At 72.7% G+C, this 21,258-nt stretch carries 16 protein-coding genes; 7 read left to right on the top strand and 9 right to left on the bottom strand.

Annotated features, from left to right (window positions below):
- Positions 1-260: 260 nt before the first annotated feature.
- On the bottom strand, positions 261-1,022 hold the full coding sequence (locus tag ABTZ03_RS00565; protein WP_350510625.1) for a class I SAM-dependent methyltransferase: 762 nt from the start codon (positions 1,020-1,022) through the stop codon (positions 261-263).
- 109 nt (positions 1,023-1,131) lie between these two features.
- Positions 1,132-2,412: a hypothetical protein gene (locus ABTZ03_RS00560; RefSeq protein ID WP_350510624.1), complete on the bottom strand. Its 1,281-nt coding sequence runs from the start codon at positions 2,410-2,412 to the stop codon at positions 1,132-1,134.
- 449 nt (positions 2,413-2,861) lie between these two features.
- Here ABTZ03_RS00560 and ABTZ03_RS00555 point away from each other — a divergent pair, with 449 nt between their 5' ends.
- Positions 2,862-5,417, top strand: a complete 2,556-nt coding sequence (locus ABTZ03_RS00555; RefSeq protein ID WP_350510623.1) for a collagenase — start codon at positions 2,862-2,864, stop codon at positions 5,415-5,417.
- Between the two features lie 85 nt (positions 5,418-5,502).
- On the top strand, positions 5,503-6,687 hold the full coding sequence (locus tag ABTZ03_RS00550) for a DNA-directed RNA polymerase subunit beta family protein (protein WP_350510622.1): 1,185 nt from the start codon (positions 5,503-5,505) through the stop codon (positions 6,685-6,687).
- A 67-nt stretch (positions 6,688-6,754) separates the two neighbouring features.
- On the opposite strand, the gene ABTZ03_RS00545 is transcribed toward ABTZ03_RS00550, so the two are convergent.
- Entirely contained in the window at positions 6,755-8,491 is a 1,737-nt protein-coding gene (locus ABTZ03_RS00545) for an amidase (protein WP_350510621.1), read from the bottom strand.
- Positions 8,492-8,661: 170 nt separating this feature from the next.
- Here ABTZ03_RS00545 and ABTZ03_RS00540 point away from each other — a divergent pair, with 170 nt between their 5' ends.
- Entirely contained in the window at positions 8,662-9,663 is a 1,002-nt protein-coding gene (locus ABTZ03_RS00540) for a LacI family DNA-binding transcriptional regulator (RefSeq protein WP_350510620.1), read from the top strand.
- A gap of 21 nt (positions 9,664-9,684) precedes the next feature.
- On the opposite strand, the gene tsaD is transcribed toward ABTZ03_RS00540, so the two are convergent.
- The 4 genes from tsaD to ABTZ03_RS00520 all read right to left on the bottom strand — a co-directional run bounded on the left by tsaD (position 9,685) and on the right by ABTZ03_RS00520 (position 14,084).
- Positions 9,685-10,749 carry a tRNA (adenosine(37)-N6)-threonylcarbamoyltransferase complex transferase subunit TsaD gene (gene tsaD, locus ABTZ03_RS00535; protein ID WP_350510871.1) on the bottom strand — a complete coding sequence of 355 codons (1,065 nt, stop codon included), beginning with the start codon at positions 10,747-10,749 and terminating at the stop codon, positions 9,685-9,687.
- An 82-nt stretch (positions 10,750-10,831) separates the two neighbouring features.
- Entirely contained in the window at positions 10,832-12,319 is a 1,488-nt protein-coding gene (locus tag ABTZ03_RS00530) for a CoA transferase (protein ID WP_350510619.1), read from the bottom strand.
- A 41-nt stretch (positions 12,320-12,360) separates the two neighbouring features.
- On the bottom strand, positions 12,361-13,332 hold the full coding sequence (locus ABTZ03_RS00525; protein WP_350510618.1) for a 3-hydroxyacyl-CoA dehydrogenase family protein: 972 nt from the start codon (positions 13,330-13,332) through the stop codon (positions 12,361-12,363).
- Between the two features lie 14 nt (positions 13,333-13,346).
- The gene (locus ABTZ03_RS00520; RefSeq protein ID WP_350510617.1) at positions 13,347-14,084 is read right to left on the bottom strand and encodes an acetoacetate decarboxylase; all 738 of its coding nucleotides are present in this window, start codon (positions 14,082-14,084) and stop codon (positions 13,347-13,349) included.
- Positions 14,085-14,193: 109 nt separating this feature from the next.
- Here ABTZ03_RS00520 and ABTZ03_RS00515 point away from each other — a divergent pair, with 109 nt between their 5' ends.
- The 4 genes from ABTZ03_RS00515 to ABTZ03_RS00500 all read left to right on the top strand — a co-directional run bounded on the left by ABTZ03_RS00515 (position 14,194) and on the right by ABTZ03_RS00500 (position 19,052).
- Positions 14,194-15,111, top strand: coding sequence for a LysR family transcriptional regulator (locus ABTZ03_RS00515; protein ID WP_350510616.1), 918 nt, complete (start codon positions 14,194-14,196; stop codon positions 15,109-15,111).
- A 135-nt stretch (positions 15,112-15,246) separates the two neighbouring features.
- Positions 15,247-16,458, top strand: a complete 1,212-nt coding sequence (nagA, locus tag ABTZ03_RS00510; RefSeq protein ID WP_350510615.1) for an N-acetylglucosamine-6-phosphate deacetylase — start codon at positions 15,247-15,249, stop codon at positions 16,456-16,458.
- A 234-nt stretch (positions 16,459-16,692) separates the two neighbouring features.
- The gene (locus ABTZ03_RS00505; protein ID WP_350510870.1) at positions 16,693-17,802 is read left to right on the top strand and encodes a serine hydrolase domain-containing protein; all 1,110 of its coding nucleotides are present in this window, start codon (positions 16,693-16,695) and stop codon (positions 17,800-17,802) included.
- 86 nt (positions 17,803-17,888) lie between these two features.
- On the top strand, positions 17,889-19,052 hold the full coding sequence (locus tag ABTZ03_RS00500) for a serine hydrolase domain-containing protein (RefSeq protein WP_350510614.1): 1,164 nt from the start codon (positions 17,889-17,891) through the stop codon (positions 19,050-19,052).
- A gap of 223 nt (positions 19,053-19,275) precedes the next feature.
- Here the strand turns inward: ABTZ03_RS00500 and ABTZ03_RS00495 are convergent, their stop codons facing one another.
- Both ABTZ03_RS00495 and ABTZ03_RS00490 read right to left on the bottom strand, forming a co-directional pair.
- Positions 19,276-20,460, bottom strand: a complete 1,185-nt coding sequence (locus ABTZ03_RS00495; protein ID WP_350510613.1) for a cytochrome P450 — start codon at positions 20,458-20,460, stop codon at positions 19,276-19,278.
- A 233-nt stretch (positions 20,461-20,693) separates the two neighbouring features.
- Complete coding sequence (locus tag ABTZ03_RS00490; RefSeq protein ID WP_350510612.1) at positions 20,694-21,251, bottom strand: hypothetical protein; 558 nt, start codon at positions 21,249-21,251, stop codon at positions 20,694-20,696.
- Between the last annotated feature and the right edge of the window lie 7 nt (positions 21,252-21,258).

Raw genomic sequence — 21,258 nt, 5'->3', positions numbered from 1 at the left:
GCGCCAGCCCAAGCCGAGCCCGGCCGTCAGGGGCTTCGTTCGTGTACGAGACGGAACGGGGCCGGGGATGGAGGCCGTCGAAGGGCGGCAACTGTCGGTGCGCCGCCGGTCACGGGCGGCCAGCGAGTGGCCTGAGTCGGTCTTGACCGGCACGGCTTCCTGTGGGTGGGCGCTGATCTTGGTGGTGACGACCGCCGGCCACGCGCTGCCCCGCTCCGGTTCGGTCCGCCGGCACCCGGAGCCGGGAGGCGAGGCGGACGTCAGGGGCGCAGCGCCACCAGGAGATCGACGACGTAGACCTCCTCCACCTCCCCCCGCGGAAAGAGCCCGCCCAGCCGCGCCCGCTCCTCGACGAAGAACGCCCGGCGGTCGGCCTCCGCGAGGACCAGGAAGGCCGACCGGCTGCCGAGGTTGGCCAGGTGGGTGTCCAGCGGGACGGTGCGGCTCCAGCGCAGCTGCCGCCGGGCGACCCGCAACCCCGTCAGCCCCGACAGCCGCACCGCTTCGTCGTCCGTGGGCCGCACCGCGGACTTCGGCTCCACCCCGCAGTGGCGCGCGATGCGCTCGTGCTGCTCGGCGATCCACGGCACGTCGAAGGCCGTGGTGTTCCACCAGATCGCCAGCGCCCCGTCCGCCCGCAGCACCCGCAGGGCCTCCGGGACGGACCGGCGCGGATCGGTCCATTGCCAGGACTGCGCGTAGGTGATCAGGTCGCAGGAGGCCGGGGCCAGCGGCAGGGCGTTGCCGTCGCCCCGCACGACCGGCACCCCCGGGAGTGCCCGACGGAACTCGCCGGCCATGGCCGCGCCCGGCTCCACGGCGATCACCTCGGCACCCCGCTCCCGCAGCAGCGCGCTGGCGATCCCGGTGCCCGCGCCGACGTCGGCGACCCGGGCACCCGCCAGCGGACGGCCGGCGAACTCCTCGACGGTGTCGAAGAGTTCCGCCGGATAGGAGGGTCGACTCGTCGCGTACTGGGCTGCGGCTGAATCGAAGGACTGGGCGCGAGGGTCGGCGGTCATCCCCCCATCATCGCCGCTGCGCACCGTGCCCCGGAGCGGGAACGCGAAGGGCCCCGCACGGAACCGGGAGAGGGTTCGCGTGCGGGGCCGCTCACGGGGGGCGGACGGGTCAGACCTGGACCAGCCCGTACGTGGCCGTGCCGTCCTGTCGGCCGCCGGAGTACTGGCGGAGGAATTCTCCGTCCGCGTACCGGTCGTGGCCGATCATGTAGCCGGTGTACTTGTTCTGCACACCGATCTTCGAGCTGCCGGGAACGTCACGGTAGATGTAGAACCGCTGGAGGTCGTCCTCCGCGCAGGGGACCGTCATCAGGACCGCCTGCTCGGTGCTCGCGTACTGCCCGGGGATGGCCGCGCACCCGCCGTTGCCCCAGTTCCACAGGGACGCCTCGATGACGCCGTTGTTCTCGGTCACGTTGCACAGGCGCCAGTTGTCCAGGTGGGCGCTGAAGATCGAGGAGGGCCGCAGCCGGACGCCGTCGGACGCGAGCAGCGGGGCGCCCCAGGACAGCGGGGTGCCGGGGACGGCGAGCTTGTAGGCGGCGGACCCGCAGTCGAGCGCGGCCAGCGCGTTGCGCCCGGTGGCGGCGGGCCGGACGGCGGAGGTGTCGCCGGCGACGGCCTGGCCCTGCGCGGCGCGGTCCTTCTCCTGCTGCGCCGTCGGCGCCACCGCACCGGCCGGGTGCACGGCCTTCGCGGTGGGCGCGCCGCAGTCGAGGAGGAGCTGCGCCTTGGCCATGATGCTGCTCGCGGGCACCTTGTCCTGGCAGCGCACCACGCCTTCCTCAAGGGTGGTGTAGGTGGTGAAGTTGCCGTTGCCGGGCCCCTGGATCCACTTCAACGCCCAGCTGCCGTCGCCCTGTTGGACGCGGTTGCAGTTGAGGCTCCCGTACGTGCCGGTGACCTTCTTGGTGCCCTTGTAGGCGCCGTAGTAGCCGGGCTGGGCGAAGTTCCAGGTGAGCGCGCTGGACTCGGTGCTGGTGGAGGTGAAGTCGACCTTGACGTTCAGGCCCAGGGTCACGCCGACGGCGGTGAGGGCGTCGATGCCGAACTTGCCCTCGGCGCCGCCGTTCACGCCGACGGAGACCGCGATGGTGGTCTGGGTGCTGGTGCTGACGGTCTGGGTGCCGGTGGTGCCCTCGGTGACGAACCAGCCCTTGAAGTGGGTGATCGTCGGGGTCACCTCGGTGGTCTTGATGTACGGGTGGCGGGTGCCGAGGTCGGCCACCGTACAGCTGTCGCCGGGCTTGAGCGTCGTCGCGGCGGCGGGTGCGGCGGCGGCCGGTGCGGCGGCGAGGCCGGTGGCGGTGACCGCCCAGGCGGCCGCGGCGGCGGTCAACGCCACGGCCGACCTGCCGATGCGGCCGGCGGACCCGATGGGACGCGTCATTTCCGTTTCCCCCTTCGTCGTGTATATGTCAGGTCAAGAATGGCCATAGTGGCCGTGAAGAACAGACCGTGAAGCGGGGATTGGCCACAACCCACCATGGAGGGGCTCATTCCGCCCCCGGGACCCACCGTGGTCGATCGGCCTGATTCCCGACGGCTCATTCGTCACCGAACTCACCGACCGGGGCGCCCTCCTGAGCAGGCCGGCCGCACCCGGGCGTACCCGGGCGAAACCGGCCACACCCGGGCGAAGCCGCTCCGACCGGTCCAGATCGCCGTGCGGCGGAGGTCGGGGCCGCCGACCGCTCCGCGCCCGAAGGGTCGACCGCGATCGAAAGTGATATGTCACACCCTATTGATTGTGGTGGGTTGTCCATGACACCGTGCCTGGCGACGCCCCCACGGCAACCACGTGAGGCTCACCCCCCACCCCCCACCCTAGGAGTGACGATGCGTCACCGCCTTCGGCTGCCCCGAGCACTGGCCGTGCTCGCCGCCGCGAGTACCGCCATCACCGGCTTCGCCGCCGCCCCGAGCTTCGCCGCCCCCACGGCGCAGACCGGGCAGCAGACGAGCCGGGCCGCGCAGCCCGCGCACCCCGGCGGCATAGCCCCCACCGGCACCGCCTTCGGTCTCGACACCCACGCGCAGACCCAGGCCGGCCGGCTCGCCCCCGCCCAACTCCCGCCGCGCTCACCGCAGTCCGCCGCCCCGCAGGCCCCGGCACCCAAGCTCGCCAAGGCCCCCTCCCGGTTCGCGGCGAACACGGCCGGCGGAGCACACGCGGCCGCTGCCCAGACCTCCTGCACCCCGGCCGACTTCACCAGCCGCACCGGCGCCGACCTGGTGAGCTACATCCAGGGCTCGACCGTCGACTGCATCAGCTCACTGTTCCGGATCACCGGCGGCGACGCCCACGGGGTGTTCCAGCAGAGCCAGATGCTTGCGGTGGCCAACGGCCTCAAGAGCGCCGCGGCCTCGTACACCGGCGACAACTCGACCGGGATCTACCAGCTGGGCTACTTCCTCCAGGCCGGCTTCTACGTGCAGTACTACCACCAGAGCGACGTCGGCACCTACGACGCGACGCTGACCGCCGCCGTGCAGGACGCCCTGGACGCCCTCTTCGCCAGCCCGCACTTCCTGGACGTCAACGACGGCAACGGCCAGATCCAGGGCCAGGCGATGATCCTCAGCGACAGCGCCAACCTCCAGGCCCACTACCTGAAGACCTACCAGCAGGTGCTGAACGCGTACAACAGCTCCTGGGACGCGTCCTGGTACATGGTGAACTTCGCGAACAGCGTGTACACCCCGATCTTCCGCGGCCACCAGAACGCCGACTACGTCGCGGCCGTCACCGCCGACCCGAGCCTGATCAACACGCTCGACGGCTTCGCCCTGAACCACAAGGGCATGCTCGGCGGCACCAACGGCTTCCTGGCCTCCAATGCCGGCCTGGAGGCGGCCCGTTTCATCGAGCACCCGGCGCTGGTGAACACCGTCCGGCCGCTGATCAAGGGCCTGATGGACGCCTCGTCGATCACCGGCCCGACCGCGTCGCTCTGGGTCGGGGTGGCCGGCATGGCCGCCTTCTACGACAAGGCGAACTGCGCGGACTACGGCGTCTGCAACCTGCCGGACCAGCTCAAGGCCGCGGCCCTGCCGGTCAGCCACACCTGCGACGCCACCCACAGCATCCTGGCCCAGAGCCTGACCGCCGCCGACCTGGCCGCCGTCTGCGCCAGCCTGCAGAACCAGGACCCGTTCGTCCACAACCTGGTCAAGGACAACGGCCCGATCGCCGGCCAGTACGAGAACTCGCTGCAGATGGTGGTGTTCGCCTCCCCGCAGGACTACCAGACCTACGCGGGCGGCATCTACGGCGTCAGCACCAACAACGGCGGCATCACGCTGATCGGCGACCCGAGCTCGCCCACCAACCAGCCGATCTCGCTGACCTACCAGAACGGCAACGACGGCTTCACCGCGGGCATCTGGAACCTCAACCACGAGTACACCCACGCCCTCGACGGCCGCTACGACATGAAGGGCGACTTCACCCAGCAGATCTCCGTCCCGGACGTCTGGTGGATCGAGGGCGTCGCCGAGTACGTCTCGTACACCTACCGCAACGTCACCGACACCGGCGCGGTCGCCGAGGCGCCCAAGCACACCTACGCGCTCAGCACGCTGTTCCAGAACACCTACGACAACAGCGACACCACCCGCACCTACCCGTGGGGCTACCTGGCGGTCCGCTTCATGGTCGAGAAGCACCCGGACGTCATCCAGAACATGCTGGGCCACTTCCGCACCGGTGACTACACCGGCGGCTACGCGACCTACAACTCGATCGGCACCGCGTACGACGCCGAGTTCAACACCTGGCTCGACGCCTGCGCCGCCGGTGCCTGCGTGGTGGGCGGCTCCCCGACCGCCGCCTTCACCGCCGCCCCGTCCGGCCTGAACGTGCAGTTCACCGACCAGTCCACCGAGTCCGGCGGCTCCATCGCCTCCTGGGCCTGGAACTTCGGTGACGGCGCCACCTCCACCGGCCAGAGCCCCGCGCACAGCTACGCCGCGGCCGGCAGCTACACCGTGAGCCTCACGGTGACCGACGGCAACGGCAAGACCAACACCGTCACCCAGTCCGTGACGGTCGGCAGCGTGGCCGGCTGCACCGCCGCCGACACCCGGGTGATGGACAAGAACTGCTCCCGCACCAACCAGTCCGCGACCGCCGGCAACCTGGACTACTACTACGTCTACCTGCCGGCCGGCACCACCACCCTCAAGGTCAGCAGCTCCGGCGGAACGGGCACCGCGTACCTGCTCTACAACCCGGACACCTGGGCCACCCCGAGCGCCTACACCACCGGCTCGACCACCAACGGCACCACCGACCAGAGCCTGACCGTCACCAACACCACGGCCGGCTACCGCTACATCAGCCTCTACGCCCAGACCGACTTCAGCGGCGTCACCCTCACCACCCAGTACTGATCCGCGACTTCGAGCGTCGGCGGCCCGGAGCACCCCGCTCCGGGCCGCCTTTCGTGTCCTGCCGTCCATGTGGAATGTTCGGGGCATGGACGATCAATGGCCGTCGGGCCGTTTCGAGTTGCGCTTGATGGAGTACGAGGCCCGGCGCGAGCTGCTGGCCGGGGGCACGGCGGACGGGCTGCCGGTGACGCTCTCCCCGGACCGGGGGACGGACGAGCAGCAGCGCTGGTACGCGGACCGTTATTCCGCGCGGCAGTCGCGGATCCGGCACGCGGCGAGCGGGCTGTGCCTGACCGCCGAGAGCGACGCGACCGGCGCCCGGCTGCGGCTGGCCCCGGCGCGCCGGGAGGACGAGGAGGGCTGGGGCCTCCAGCTGTGGACCCTGCAGCGGCGGATGTTCGGGGAGTCGCTGGACGGGACCTTCCCGGAGCGCTGCCAGCTGCTGCACCTCGGATCCGGTTCCCAAGTGGGCGTCCGGGGCAGGGACTTGATCCTCACGGCGATCCCGATGGAGGAGGCCGCCACCGCCTGGGCGCCCCCGGTGAACGACCCGAAGCCGGACGGCCGGGCGTGGGTGCCCCCGGCGATCGGCTGGGAGACCCCGGACGAGGCCTTCCAGGCCCGGGCCGCGTACGACACCCCGGTCTACCGGCAGGTCTCCGGAAGCGAGGGCTGGCGGATGGAGGCGACCACGACCACCAGCGGCGAGGTGCTGGAGGAGCACGTCTTCCCGAAGGACATCGGGCTGACGACGGTGGACCAGAACAAGCCGATCCGCGGCTGGTTCACCGAGCGCGGCCGGGACTGGATCCCGGCCAAGCCCGACGCGCCCGGCGCCGTGCTCAGGACCTTCTACCGGGCGACCGCGCGCGCCCGCGGCGGCTGGGTGGACGCGGCCGCGCTGCGCGACCTGGTCGCCAACGCCGACTTCGACGCCGAGATCGTCAAGCCGGGCGCCCGGCGCTGGCAGGCGGACGTCCGCGCCTACGGCTGGCCCGACCTGTCCATGAAGGTGTGGGTGGTGACCTGGAACGAGATCAACGGTTTCGTCCACACCGAGCTCGACGGCTACTTCACCGAGGGCCACGGCGTGAAGCTGACCCGCCAGGGTACCCAGGACAGGTACTCCCGGCGGGCCTTGCCGAAGCAGACCCTCTGGCAGCGCGGTGGTTCGACCCGCAAGACCTTCTACGAGACCACCGACACGAGCGGAGGCCAGCGCTACTGGGTCGACGCGGACGACATCGAACTGCGCAACCCGCCCGCCTGAGCCGTCGGCGCTCCTCGTGGCGGTGGCGTGGCACGGCCCGACGGCAGTGCCACGCCACCGCCGTCCGTCACTCGGCCGGCAGCCGCGGCGTACGCGGCGGCACGGTCCGGCGCTCGCCGGTGGCCTCGAAGGCCGCGGCGAGGGTGAGCAGGGCGTTGTCCTCGTAGGCGCGGCCCGCGAAGGTCAGGCCGACCGGCATGCCGATGTCCGCCATGGTGCCCATCGGCACGGTGACCGTCGGGATGCCGAGGTGGCGGGGCACCAGGTTGCCGTTGGCGACCCAGACGCCGTTGCGCCAGCCGAGGTCGGCGGACGCCTCGGAGACGTCCATGTCCGCGGGGCCCACGTCGGCGACGCTGGGGAACACCACGGCGTCCAGGCGCAGGTCGTCCATCCACTGCTCCAGGTCGACCCGGCGGGTCTCCTCCAGACCGCGCAGCCCCTCCGCCAGGTGCGGGATGTCGGTGAAGGAGGCGTACGGGCGCTCCCGCACGAAGCGCGGGTAGTCGCCGACCGAGTCCTCGAACCCGGCGTAGCGGTCCGGCAGTTCACCCTCGTGCTTGGGGAAGATGCGCGCGCCGTCGACCCCGGCCAGGGTGTCGAGGGCCGGGTCGCCGTTGGCGCGCAGGAAGTCGTCCCAGGACCAGGCGGAGAGGTCCTCGATCTCGACGGTGAGGTAGTCCCGGCCGACCAGGCCACGGGTGAGCAGCGAGGGCGCGCCGGGGCGGTCGGCCTCGTAGTTGGTCACCACGGGGAAGTCGACCTCGACCACCTCGGCGCCGGCCGCCTCCAGGTCGCGGCGGGTCGCCTCCCACAGGGCGATCACCGAGGCGCGGGTGTCGACCCGCTGACCGGTCTGGCCGCCGATGCCGCCCTCGGGGTTGGTGCCGGCCTCCGGGTCGGCGTTGATGTACATCCGGGGGACGCCGACGCGCCGGCCGGCCAGCGCGGCGCGGGCCGCCGCCGGGTCGGCGGGGGCGAGCGCCGGGTAGGAGTCCGGACGCACCCGGGACGCCGGGGGGATCGGCACCCAGGGCTGGGCGCGCCACAGGTCGCCGCGGGTCTGCGGGTCGTCGGCCACGACGACGTCGAGCAGCTCGAACAGGTCGGCCATGGTCCGGGTGTGCGGGACGACCACGTCCATGGTCGGGACGAGCGGCCAGTTGCCGCGCACCGAGATCACGCCGCGGCTGGGCGTGTAGGCGCACAGCGCGTTGTTGGAGGCGGGCGCCCGGCCGGAGGACCAGGTCTCCTCGCCGAGGCCGAAGGCGCCGAAGGAGGCCGCCGTGGCGGTGCCCGAGCCGTTGGAGGAGCCGGAGCCGTAGGCGCTGGTCAGCCAGTCGGCGCTGTACGGGCTCTCGGCGCGGCCGTACACGCCGCGCTGCATGCCGCCGTTGGCCATCGGCGGCATGTTGGTCAGCCCGATCAGGACGGCCCCGCCGGCCCGCAGGCGCTCGATGGCGAAGGCGTCGCACTGGGCGACGAGGTGCTCGAACGCGGGGGAGCCGGCCGCGGCGGTCAGGCCCTTCGCGAGGTAGCTGTCCTTCGCGGTGTACGGGATGCCGTCCAGCGGGCCGAGCGTCTCGCCGCGCGCGCGGCGGGCGTCGGAGGCCTCGGCCTCGGCGCGGGCCTCCGGGTTCAGCACGACCATCGCGTTGAGCGCGGTGGCGGTGCCGGGCCGGTCGTAGGCCTCGATCCGCGCCAGGTAGGCGTCGAGCAGGGCGACCGAGGTGGTCTCGCCCTTCTCCAGCGCGGCGCGCAGGTCGGCGATGCTGGTCTCCACGACGTCGAATGCCCGCGTCATGCGGATGCCTCCTGGATCGTTCGGGTCGGAGCGTGGTGCTCGGGTGGGGGTGTGCGGACCGGTCCGCAGTCGTTGCTGGAACGATCCAGCATGCGCAGTTCTAGCATTGCTGGATCGTTCCAGCAAGGGAGTGGCGAACGGGGGCGGGGCTGCGTCTAGACTTCCGGCTCATGACCAGCCGCTCCGTGACCCTGATCGACGTGGCCCGGGCGGCCGGGGTGTCCAAGAGCACCGCCTCCAACGCGCTCGGCGGCTCCGGCCGGGTGTCCGAAGCGACCCGGGAGCACATCCAGAGCGTGGCCCGGGAGCTCGGCTACCGGCCGAACAGCGCCGCCCGCAGCCTGCGCCGCGCCAGCACCGGGGCGATCGGCCTGCACCTGCCGCGCACCGCCACCCGCCTGGACTACTACATGAACCTGGCCTTCGGCGCGGTCGAGCGGGCCCGCGAGGACGGGCTGGACCTCGTCCTGCTGGCCCCCGGCACGGCCTCCGGCGGCGGACTGGCCTCACGGGTGGACGGCCTGCTGGTGATCGACCCCGAGGTCGACGACCCCTCCGTCCCCGAACTGCTGGACGCGGGCGTGCCGGTGGTCACCGGCGAGCGCTACCTCGGCGGCGACGTCGCGCCCAGCGGCGCGGTGGTGTGCGACAACGCCGCCTCGCTGGCCGCCCTGCTGGACCACCTCGCCGAACGCGGCGCCCGGCGCCCCGCCCTGCTGGCCCCCGACCCCGGCTCCGACTGGGCGGCGGCACTGCGGGCCGCCGCCGGCGCCTGGAGCCGGCGCAAGGGCGTCGAGGTGGTGGTGCGGACGGTCCCGTTCGCGGCCACGCCGACCGAGACCGAGGCCGCCACCGCCGAGCTGATCGCCGACGTCCCCGGACTGGACGCGGTGGTCTGCGCCCCCGACGGGGCGGTGCCCGGGGTGCTCGCGGCCGCGGCGCGGGCCGGCCTGCGGGTGGGGACGGACCTGCTGGTGGCCGGCTGCGTCGACGGTGCCGCGGCGCGCGGCGCGATCCCGCCGGTCACGGCCGTCGACCTGCGGCCGGCCGAGTACGGGCGCGCCTGCGCGGCCGTACTGAGCGACCTGCTGACCGGAGCGGCCGAGCCCGGCGTCGTCCGGCACCACGACTGGACGCTGAACGTCCGGGAGTCCACCAGGGGACGGGCCTGACCCCTGCCGGACTCCCGGCCGTCAGGCGGCGCGGGCGGCCGCGAGCGGGGTGAGGGCGGCGTACTCCAGCGGGGCGGAGGGGTCGATGGAGAGGTTCATCGGCGCGGGCTCGGCACCGGAACGGACCAGCAGATCGCCGATGGCGGCGATCATCGCGCCGTTGTCGGTGCACAGCCGCAGCGCCGGGACCCGCAGGGTGATCCCGGCGGCCGCGCAGCGCTGCTCGGTGAGCGCCCGGATCCGGGAGTTGGCGGCGACGCCGCCGACCACCACCAGGGTGCCGATGCCGTGGTCGGTGCAGGCCCGGACGGCCTTGCGGGTGAGGGTGTCGGCGATCGCCTCCTGGAGCGCGGCCGCCGCGTCGGGCACGTGCGGCTCGCCGCCGGCCGCGCGCTGCGCCTCCACCCAGCGGGCGGCGGCGGTCTTCAGCCCGGAGAAGGAGAAGGCGTACGGCGGGTCGTTCGGCCCGCTCAGCGGGCGCGGCAGCCGCACCGCGGCCGGGTTCCCGTCGCGGGCGGCGCGGTCGATCGCGGGCCCGCCCGGGTAGGGCAGGCGCAGGATCCGGGCGACCTTGTCGAAGCACTCGCCGGCCGCGTCGTCCAGGGTGTCGCCGAGGTGGACGATCGGGTCGCGGGCGAGGTCGCGGACCAGCAGCAGCGAGGTGTGCCCGCCGGAGACGATCAGCACGATGCAGGGGTCGGGCAGCGGCCCGCCGTCCAGGGTGGCGGCGGCGACGTGCCCGGCGAGGTGGTGGACGCCGTACAGCGGGACCCCGAGCGAGTAGGCGTACCCCTTGGCGGCGGCCACCCCGACCTGCAGCGCCCCGGACAGCCCGGGGCCCGCGGTGACGGCGACGGCCCCGATGTCGCCGAGGCCGAGCCCGGCCCGCTCCAGCGCCTCCTGCACCACCGGCGCCACCGCGTGGACGTGGGCGCGGGCGGCGATCTCGGGCACCACCCCGCCGAACCGCGCGTGCTCGTCCATGGACGAGGCGACGGCGTGCCCCAGCAGCACGCCGTCCCGCACCAGGCCCGCCCCGGTCTCGTCGCAGGAGGATTCGATCCCCAGCACCACCGGCGATGCCACCATCGGCCACAGCTCCTTATTGCTCTAGTTCTGCAACTGCATCCTATGGGCAACAAGGAGCCGCCCGTCCGGCGGGCCGGGCTCAGCCGGTCGCCAGCCACTCCGGGCGCTGGGAGCCGCGCGGCACCAGGATCTGGCGGTACGCGCCGGGGGTGTCGGACATCCGCACCTGGTCGGTGATGCCCTGGTAGCGGCCGAGCGGGGTCTCGGCGGTGAAGACCTCCGGGTCCGGGTAGGCGTGCAGCTCGCCGGTGCCGGCGGTCCGCCGCGCGTACTCCTGGTCGAAGACGCCCATCGAGAGGATCCACAGGGCGACCCGGGAGAGCGAGACGTGCACCCGGTAGCTGCCGCCGTGGACGGCCCGGCGGCGCAGGGCCTCGGTGATGCCGGCGGTCAGGAACCAGGAGACCAGGTAGTCGTTGACGACGGTGATCGGCGGCAGGGCGGGCCGGTCGCCGTCGCCCTCCAGGTGCAGCAGTCCGGTGAGCGCACCCGCGGTCTGGTCGAAGCCGAGGTAGTCCTTCCAGGGGCCGGTCCGGCCGTTCAGCGACACCGTGGCGTGGATCAGTCCGGGGCGGCGGGCGATCGCCTCCTCCTCGGACAGGCCGATCCGGTCCAGGAAGCCGGGGCGGCGGTTGGCGTAGAAGACGTCGGCCCCGGCCTGGAGCCGGTGGATCAGCGCCAGGCCCTCGGGGGTGTACGGGCTGACCGTCGCCGAGCGGACGCCGACGCCGGTGGTGAAGTAGGTGACGTCGTGCTCCAGCTCGTACGGGCGCCAGAGGTTGAGGACGTCCGCGCCGTGCAGCGCCATCGCGCGTCCGGCGCCGGCCCCGGCGATGATGTGACCCATGCCGAGGGCGCGCACGCCGTCCAGCGGGGCGGTGGGGTTCGCGGGCAGCGGCTCGGGCGCGCTGTCGCCGATCCGGGTGATCTCCACCAGTGGCAATTCGGCCAGCACGTCGGTGTACTGACGTTCCGTCAGAATCTCGCTCGGGGTGCGGATCATCGGCATCACGCAGCCGGCCTCGGCGCCGGCCGCCTCCAGCTCACGGGCGTCCCACTTCGCTATGGCCGCCTCGACGTGCTCGGGGACCTCCCCGACGCCGAGCAGCCGTTGGGCGGCGACCTTGATGTTGGGGTAGATGTTGAACGGCATCATCCAGCGGCCGTCGGCGGAACGGTAGAAGTTGTTCGCCAGCGCCATGTTGACGATGGACGGCGTGCCGCCGGGGTAGCCGTTGAGCAGCTCCCACTTCTGCTCGTAGAAGGGGCAGAGCCGGTGCGGGCCCTTGCGCAGGTCCATGTGGATGGACTGGCCACGGCCGGTGCGGTCGCGCCACAGGGCGGCGATCGCAGCGGACTTGGCGACCAGGGCGATGCCGGAGGCGGCGCCCAGGCGCAGGGTGCTGGGCACCACCGGGTCGGCGCCCTCGAAGGTGATCGTGCCGCCGGTGTCCTGCGGCTGCAGCCCGAGGCCGGCGAGCACCTCGGCGGTCTCGGCGTGGACGTCGAACGCGTCGTCGGTGGCCGGGGCGGCGATGGCCCGGGTGATCTTCTCGGTGAGGTTCATGGCCTCTTCGTCTCCGTGTCTGTCGGCGGGCAGTGGGCGGATCAGGCGGCCTGCGGCGTCTCGCCGAGCGCGCGCATGAGGGCGATCTGGGCGCGGTCGCGCGCCGCGGCGAGCCGGTCGATGTCATCCTCGCCCTCGCCGAAGGCCTCCCGGGCCTCCTCGGTGAGCAGGGCCACGGTGGTGTCGTCGAAGCTCGGGCTTCCCAGGGCGGGCCACAGCCCGGCCTCCATGCCGCGGCCCAGGTGCTCGATGAACTGGGGCAGGCCGCCGGGACCGCCGCCGAGGTGGAAGGTGCGGAACGGCCCGGCCACCGCCCAGCGCAGGCCGATCGAGGCGGTGACGACCTCGTCCAACTCCTGCTCGGTGACCACTCCTTGGGAGACCAGATGGACGCACTCGCGGAACAGCGCGGCCTGCAGCCGGTTGGCGACGAAGCCCGGGATCTCCTTGCGCAGCACCTGCGGCTGCTTGCCCAGCGCGGTGTAGAAGGCCCTGGCCTGCTCGACCACCTCCGGCGAGGTCCGCTCGCCGGGCACCACCTCCACCAGCGGCACCAGGTGCGGCGGGTTGAACGGATGGCCGACGATCAGCCGCTCGGGCTGTGCCATCCCCTCGGCGATCGCGGTCGCCGGGATGCTGGAGGTGGAGGTGGTCAGCAACGCGTGGGCCGGGGCGGCCTGTTCGACGGTCCGCCAGATCCGCTGCTTGAGGTCGAGCCGCTCGGGGCCGTTCTCCTGGACGACGTCGACGCCCGCGACGGCGGTCGCCAGGTCGGCCTCGAAGCTCAGCCCGTCGGCCAGTCCGTCGGTGGGCAGGCCGAGTTCGGCCAGGGTGGGGGCGATCCCGTCCAGTCCGGTCCGGACCAGGTCCTCGATGTCGGGGCGGGGGTCGCTGATCACGACGTCCAGGCCGCGGGCGAGGAAGAGCGCGGCCCAGGAGACCCCGATCACGCCGCCGCCGATGATCGCGGCGCGGCGGTAGGACTCCAGGCCGGGAGTGGATGTGCTGCTCATGATGGGGGGCTCCTTCAGCCGGCGAGGTAGTCGAAGACCGGCTCGACCGGGGCGAGGGTCAGGTCGGTGAGGAGGTGGCTGGCGCCGACGACCTCCAGGACGGGCAGGTCCGCGAGCGGGGCGATCGCGTGGGCGAACAGCTCCAGCCGGGCCGGGCCGGTGTACGCGCTCTTCACGGTGACGTCGGTGATCCGGGTGCGGACCAGCTCGCAGATCCGCGGGGTGCCGTCGTAGTGCGGCACGGTCTTGACCATGAAGGCGGGGGAGCGGAGCTGGGCCAGCGCCTCGGCCGGGTCCAGCGGCTGGTGCTTGTAGCCCATGGTGGCGGTGGCCACCCGCAGCGTGCCGTAGTCCAGCGTGCCGACCAGGGTGTCGGAGTCGACGTAGAGGGCGGGGGAGCCGCCCTTCTTCGGGTAGGCGCTGAACTCGCGCCCGCTGGAGATCGCCGGGACGCTGTCCACGTACATGGCGAGGTTGAACTCACCGGCCTCGCCGTGGAGTTCGACGGCGATCAGCTGGCCGGCCTCGGTGTACGAGCCCAGACCGGTGGTGTCGGGCATCCGCATGACCTCGAAGCGCACGATCGGGTCGGTGACGGTCAGCGGCTCGGGGACGATCCGGCGCAGCGCCTCGGGATCGGTGCGGTAGAAGACGTTGAGGTACTCGCGGTCGGTGAACCGGTACCGGGTCGGGGCGTAGGCCGGGGAGTCCAGCGGGGTGGTGACCAGCCGCGCGACGTCCTCTTTGAGCATGGTGGCCTCCAGGCGGCCTCGGGGATCGGGGGGCGCCCCGCGCTCCGCGGTGCGCCCACTGGCCATTGGACGCCCGTCGCCGTCAGTCTGTCCAATATATGATTGGGTCATGGTTCATAGGGTTTCTGATATCAATCTCACCCGCCGCCTGCTGGAACAGTTCCTGGTGGTCGTCGACGAGAAGCACTTCGGCCGGGCCGCCGAACGCCTCGGGATGAGCCAGCCGCCGCTCAGCCAGTCCATCCAGCGCCTCGAACGAGCACTTGCGGTACGGCTGTTGGAGCGCGGACCGGGTGGCGTCACGCTGACCGCCGCGGGCGAGGTGTTCGCGGTGGACGCGCAGCGGCTGCTCGACGCCCAGTCCGCCGCGGTCGAACGGGTCCGGCGGGTGGCCGGCGGCCTGGAGGGCGACGTCCGGGTCGGCTACGTCAGCATCCTCAGCCACCACTACCTGCCCGGACTCCTCCGGGCGGCGGCCGAGGAACTGCCCGGGCTGCGCATCCACCTGCACCAGGACTCCTCGGCCAACGTCGCCGACCTGGTCCGCTCCGGCGAGCTCGACCTGGGCTTCCTGCGCGACCCGTCCCCCCTGTCGGGGGACCTGGTGAGCTGGGAGTTCGCCGTCGAGCGGATCGCCGTGGCGGTGCCCGAGGGCCACCGGCTGGTCGGATCCGGCCCGATCGACCTCGGCGAGCTGCGCGACGAGGACTTCGTCCTGCCCGACGCCACCGCCCTGCCCGCCCTCGCCCAGGGGGTCCGACTCGCCTGCCACGAGGCGGGGTTCACCCCGCGCAGCCGCGCGGTCGCCGACGACCTCACCGGCCTCTTCAGCTACGTCGCCTCCGGCCTGTGCGTCGCCCTGCTCTCCGAACGGCTGGCCGACTTCCCCATCCCCGGCATCGCCTACGTCCCGCTCGTCGGCGACTCACCCCACCTGGAGACCAGCGTGGTCGCCCTGCACCGCCCCGACACGGACGAGGCGGTCCGCCGCCTGCTGGAACTCATCGCCCGCCGCACCGCCGACTGATCCGCCTCGGCGGCACGGGGCGCGGGGCACGGGGTCCGCCGGGTCCGTGATGCGCGGAACGGGGGAGCCCTCGGCCCATTCTGCGCGATAATGCTCAAGGTGACGATCTTCGAGCAGAAATGAGCAGATATGCGCATGAACTCCTCCCGCATCGTGCTGTCCGGAGCCCGACTGGTGCTGCCCGGCGGCGTCGTCGAGGGCGACCGCCTGGCCGTCGAGGGTGACCGGATCGCCGCCATCACGAGTGGGGCGAGCGGCGGGGCCCCTGAGCCCGGCGACCTCGACCTGACCGGCCACACCGTCGTGCCCGGCTTCGTCGACCTGCACGTCCACGGCGGCGGCGGCGCCTCCTACGCCTCCGGCATCGCCGAGGAGGCCCTGCTCGCCGCCCGCACCCACCTCGAACACGGCACCACCACCACGATGGCCTCCACCGTCACCGGCGAGATCGACGACCTCGCCCGCCAGGCCGCCGTCCTCTCCGAACTCGTCGAGGACGGCGTCCTGGCCGGCATCCACTTCGAGGGCCCCTTCATCTCCCACAACCGCTGCGGCGCCCACCGCCCCGACCTGCTGCGCGACCCCGACCCCGCACTGGTCCGCAAGCTCGTCGACGCCGCCCGCGGCCACGCGAAGATGGTCACCCTCGCCCCCGAACTCCCCGGCGGCCTCGACTCGGTGCGCATGCTCGCCGACCTCGGCGTGATCGCCGCCGTCGGCCACACCGACTCCGACTACCCCACCACCCTCGAAGCCGTCGAGGCCGGCGCCACCGTCGCCACCCACCTCTTCAACGCCATGCCCGGCATCGCCCACCGCGCCCCCGGACCGATCGTGGCCCTGCTGGAGGACGAACGCGTCACCGTCGAGCTGATCAACGACGGCGTCCACCTCCACCCCTCCGTCCTCGACCTCGCCTACGGCACCGCCGGCGCCGACCGGGTCGCCCTGATCACCGACGCCATGGGCGCCGCCGGCATGGGCGACGGCCTCTACCCCCTCGGCCCCCTCCAGGTCGAGGTCAAGGACGGCGTCGCCATGCTCCCCGACGGCAGCTCCATCGCCGGCTCCACCCTCACCCTGGACCGGGTCTTCCAAAGATCCATGACAGTACATGAATTGACCCTCCATCAGACCGTCCGTTCGCTCTCCACCACCCCGGCCCGGCTGCTCGGCCTCGCCGACTCGATCGGCTCGCTGGAGACCGGCAAGCTCGCCGACCTGGTCGTGGTCGACTCCGAGAGCTACGACCTGGTCGCCGTCATGCGCCGGGGCCGCTGGGTGGTCGGCGGCGACAGGTTCCGCAGAGCGGAGACTCCGAACACCGACTCCGGATCCGCGCGGTGACGACCGGCAGCAGACTCCCCGGCCCTGGGAGTACGGTCCCGGGTCCGGCCCCGACCCGGAGCACGTTCCCGGGTGCGGTTTCGTCCTCCGCGCGGACGGCTTGACGGTCCGTCGGATGGTCCTCTTGGAGGGCGCCGAGAAGAGCTCCGGCGCCCTACCCAGAGGGGCTTTCCCGTGAACGAAAACGCAGTTCAGCAGCACCGTCCGACCCTCCTCCGCGGTCGCCGGTGCGGGGTGGCGGCGACCGTGACCGCCGTGGCCGCCGCCGTGGTGGCCGGCGTCCTGGCACCGGCCGCCACGGCCTCCGCCGGACCACGGCAGGACTCCGTGCAGCAGCGCCTCGACGCCCTGGTCCAGAAGGACGGGGTGCCCGCCGCCCTCGCCACCGTCAAGGGCCGCGACGGCCGTACCCGCACCTACACCGCCGGGGTCGGCGACGTGACCACCAAGGCCAAGGTCCCGGTGGACGGGCAGGTGCGGATCGGCAGCAACACCAAGTCGTTCACCGCCGTCGTCGTCCTCCAGCTGGTCGCCGAGGGCAAGATCGGCCTGGAGGCGAACGTGGACACCTACCTGCCCGGCCTGGTGCGCGGCGACGGCATCGACGGCCGGAACATCACGGTCCACCAGCTGCTCCAGCACACCAGCGGCCTGCCCGACTACGTGGACCAGCAGGCCGTGCTCAAGGACCCCCAGCGGTACGCCGAGCCGCGCGAACTCCTCGACGCCGCGCTGACCCACAAGGCCCAGTTCGCGCCCGGCACCCAGTGGGCGTACAGCAACACCAACTACCTGCTGGCGGGCATGATCATCCAGAAGGTCACCGGACGCCCGCTCGGCGAGGAGATCACCAAGCGCGTCATCAACAAGATCGGCCTGCGCCACACCTACTTCCCCGTCCCCGGGGACATGACGATCCACGAGGCCCACCCCAAGGGCTACCAGCGCACCGCGGACGGGTCGCTGCGCGACTACACGGAGCTGGACCCGTCCTGGGGCTGGGCGGCCGGCGCGATGGTCTCGACCAACACCGACCTCACCCGGTTCTACGAGGCGCTGCTCGGCGGCCGACTGCTGCCCGCGGCCCAGCTCGCCCAGATGCGCACCACCGTCCCGGCCGACTCCCTGGGCCCCGGCCACCGCTACGGCCTCGGCCTGATCAGCCGTCCGCTCCCGTGCGGCGGGCTCTCCTGGGGCCACGGCGGGGGGATCCCGGGCTTCGCGACCTTCGGCGGCACCACCGACGACGGCCGTTCCGTGAACGTCGCCGTGACCACGATCCCGGGCGACGAGGACACCGGCAAGCACGTGGACCAGACCGTGGACGAGGCGCTCTGCCGCTGACCGTCCCCCGGGTGGCCGGCGCCGAGGACCGGCGCCGGCCACCCTGCCGCACCTCCGTCCTTCCTCTTCCCAGCAGTGGAGTCCCGATGACCGACAACACCCCGCAGCGCACGGCGCACCGCATCCGCATGGTGCGGTACGCCACGGCGGCCACAGCCGCCGCCGGGCTCGCGCTGACCGCTTTCGCCCCGACCGCGGCCTCCGCCGCACCGCGCCCGGACCTCGTGCAGCAGCGCCTCGACGCCCTGGTCCAGAAGGACGGGGTGCCCGCCGCCCTCGCCACCGTCAAGGGGCGCGACGGCCGCAGCCGCACCTACACCGCCGGCGTCGGCGACCTGGCCACCAAGGCCAAGGTCCCGGTGGACGGGCAGGTGCGGATCGGCAGCAACACCAAGTCGTTCACCGCCGTCGTCGTCCTCCAGCTGGTCGCCGAGGGCAAGGTCGACCTCGACGCGAACGTGGACACCTACCTGCCCGGTCTGCTGCGCGGCGACGGCATCGACGGCCGGAACATCACGGTCCGCCAGTTGCTCCAGCACACCAGCGGCCTGCCCGAGTACATGGAGGCCCCCGCGCTGTCCGACTTCACCACCATCCAGTACCGCTACTTCGAACCGCGCGAACTCCTCGACGGGGCACTGGCCCAGAAGGCGCTGTTCGCCCCCGGGACGGACTTCGCGTACAGCAACACCAACTACCTGGTGGCCGGCCTGCTGATCCAGAAGGTCACCGGCCGCCCCTACGGCGAGGAGGTCACCAAGCGCGTCATCGACCGGATCGGCCTGCGCCACACCTACGTCCCGGCCACCGGGGAGACCGCCCTGCGCGAGGCCCACCCGCACAGCTACCTGCGCACCGGCCCGGACGCAGCGTCGATCGACTACACCGACATGGACTCGTCGATGGCCTGGGCCGCGGGGGCGGTCGTGTCCACCAACACCGACCTCAACACCTTCTACGGCGCCCTCCTGGCAGGTCGCCTGCTGCCCGCCGCCCAGCTCGCCGAGATGCGCACCACCGTCCCGGCCGAGATGCTCGGCCACGGCGTCCGCTACGGCCTGGGGATCCAGAGCAGGCCGCTGAGCTGCGGCGGCCTGGTCTGGGGCCACGGCGGCACCTCGGTGGCCCACCGGACCCGGGGCGGCGTCACGGACGACGGCCGGGCCGTCGACATCGCCGTCACCACCGTCCCGGACGCGGCCACCACCCAGCACATGATCGACGCGGTCGACGCGGCGCTCTGCCGCTGACCCCGCCCGGCCCCGGGGAGCCGGGTCGGCACGAGGGCACGGGCACGAGGGCACGGGCATGGCGGGGCGGGGACGGTGGGCGGGGTGGACCCTGGGGCTCATTGTGGCCTCGACCCTGGAGGGCGTCCGGGTCCGGTGTCGTTCGAACGATCGGATACGCCGGTGAGGCACAGGCGGATCCCGTCACGCCCGCAGGCCCGGCCTTCGTGGCGGTCCCCTCCCGCTACGCCCTGACGACCTCGACCGGCAGCCGGCGCACCCCGAGGAGCACGGCGGGGTTCTGGTACTCGACGTCCTCGTAGCGCGGGACGGCCAGGGAGCGGAACCGGTCCTGCAGCATGCGCAGGGCGATCCGCCCCTCCAGCCGGGCCAGCGGAGCGCCGAAGCAGAAGTGGATGCCGTGGCCGAAGGTCAGGTGGGGATTCGACCGGCGGGCGACGTCGAAGGTCTCGGGCGCCTCGAACCGGGACGGATCACGGTTGGCGCTGCCGAGGTGCACCGTCAGCATCGCGTCGGCGGGCAGTTCCCGGCCGCCGAGCACCACGGGCCGGGTGATGCGGCGCCCCAGCTCGGGGAACGGCGGCAGCCAGCGCAGCACCTCCTCGATGGCCGGGGGCAGCAGACCCGGATCGGCCCGGAGTGCGGCGTCCGTCCCCGGGTGCCGGTCGAAGGCCAGCACCGCGTTGCCCAGCAGCGCGGTCGTGGTCACGTGCCCCGCGACCAGCAGCAGGGCGACGAACCCGACCATCTGCTCGTCCGCGAGCCGTTCGCCGTCCACCTCGGCGGCGATCAGCCGGCTGGTGAGGTCGTCCCCCGGGTCGGCGCGGCGGCGGCGGATGTGCTCCAGCACGTACCCGTTCATCGCGCGGACGGTCGGGGCGATGGCCTCCAGCGCCTTCGCCAGGTCGGCCATGTCGGGGTTCTCGCCGAGCTGGTCGCCGCCGAACAGGACGGCGGCCCACTCCTGGAAGAGCCGGTGCTCCTCGGGCGGGACACCGAGCAGTTCCGCGATGACGATGATCGGCAGCGGGTAGGCCAGCGCGTCGACCAGGTCGAACCGGTCGTGGTCGGCGACCTCGTCCAGCAGGCGCGCGCACAGCGCCTCGATCCGCGGCTCCATCCCGGCCACCACCCGCGGCGTGAACGCCTGGCTCACCAGGGCGCGCAGCCGCCGGTGCTCCGGCGGGTCCATGCCGACGAAGTTGCCCTGCCGGAAGGTCTCGAAGTCCTCCTGGGTCGGCGCCAGGGCGGCGAGGTCGGAGGAGAAGGTCGCCGGGTCGGACAGCACCGCGGCGACGTTCCGGTGGTCCAGCACCTGCCACTGGTCGCGGCCCTCGTCGTACCGCACCGGCCCGGCCTCGCGCAGGTGCTGCCACCGGCCGGAGATCTCTTCCAACAGCGTCGGCACGTTGCCTGGTTGAACTCCGAGCACCGGTCCTCCTGAGTCGCGACCCACGGGCGTGACGGGTGTGTCGTCCTCCACACGGAGTCTCCCCGCCCGGATCCCGCCACAGTCTTCACGGCGGGTCACTCCCTGGCAACCCCGCCTCATCGCCCGCGGGGACCGCCGGATCGGCCGGACCGGTCCTCATCGGGGACGCCGATCAGGACCGGGCCCCGGCCGCCGGCGTCGGCGGGGGATCAGCTCTGGGCGGCGTCCAGGAGGTTGTCGAAGGCCCCGGCCACCGCGATGGCCTTGCCGATGTCCCTGGGGCTGGCCTCCGGGTTCGGCCCGCCGTACCAGACGCTGGCCTGCACCTGGTACTTGGCGATGTAGGGAATGGCGTCCTCCGACTGCAGGCCCGGGTAACCGAGCGCCACATCGGTGAACATGTGGTCGATCCAGGGGGTGGCGAAGCGGATGACGTCCAGCACATAGGGCTTGAACTCGTCGCTGTAGGTCGCGCAGAACAGCACCTGCTGACCGTCGTTGACCAGGGCGACCCGCAGGTCGTGCACCGTGCCGAGGCGGTTCTCCCAGTAGGGCGCCTCGATGCAGGCCTTCACGGCGCGCTCCCGGAAGACGGCCGGCCCGGTCGGCTGGATGACCGGCGCGATCAGGGTGAACTCCGAGCGGTTCACCGCCCGCAGGCCGACGCCCTCGGTCTGCTGGCGGGGATGCTGGAACGCCTTGGCGATCTCCTCGACCGGGACGTCGGGAGAGATCGGCTGATAGGTCTTCGGGTCGAAGTCGTACATGCGGTTG

The sequence above is a fragment of the Kitasatospora sp. NPDC096077 genome (assembly GCF_040303245.1).
Classification (GTDB): domain Bacteria; phylum Actinomycetota; class Actinomycetes; order Streptomycetales; family Streptomycetaceae; genus Kitasatospora.
Note: the sequence above shows the minus strand (reverse complement) of the source record. Positions and strands in the feature narration are given on the sequence as shown.